The sequence below is a fragment of the Burkholderia sp. Bp9031 genome, assembly GCF_003857965.1.
Taxonomy (GTDB): domain Bacteria; phylum Pseudomonadota; class Gammaproteobacteria; order Burkholderiales; family Burkholderiaceae; genus Burkholderia; species Burkholderia ambifaria_A.
In genome coordinates this window covers 1-385 of sequence record NZ_QTPW01000108.1, presented here as the reverse complement: position 1 = coordinate 385, position 385 = coordinate 1, and the positions used below count along the sequence as shown (strand labels likewise).

General features: G+C 64.9%; 1 protein-coding gene. It reads right to left on the bottom strand.

Annotation, left to right across the window (positions count from 1 at the left end; genetic code table 11):
* Nucleotides 1-364 (bottom strand): type VI secretion system Vgr family protein (locus tag DIE15_RS36725; protein ID WP_260428458.1); only part of this gene is annotated, 364 nt, incomplete at its 3' end.
* Between the last annotated feature and the right edge of the window lie 21 nt (nt 365-385).

The following is a 385-nucleotide window of genomic DNA, read 5'->3' as shown; positions in this document are numbered from 1 at the left end:
CCGGTTCCGTCAGCTCCGGGAAGTCATCCGCGCCGCCGGACGGTGTTCCCCGAATCGCATCGTTACGCGCCTTGATCGCACGGGTGACGTCGCTCTGGTCCGCATCACGTTGTTGTGCGTCGTGCTGTTGCGCCAAATTCGTCAGGCTTTCCTGCAGTTCGCGCGCCTGCGTCAGCCGGCCGACGGCCTCTTTGGCGTCCTTCGCGTGGCCAGGACCGCCCGGTTGACCGTCCGTCGACACGAACAAACCCTTCAACGCTCGCACCACGCCCCAATCGTCGGTGCGAAGGTCGAAGCCTTTGCCGCGTGCATCGGCACGACCCTTCTTTCGAGTGATGCGCCGAAGGTTGCCGAGACTCAGCATCGACGTGCCTGCGTCGCTGGC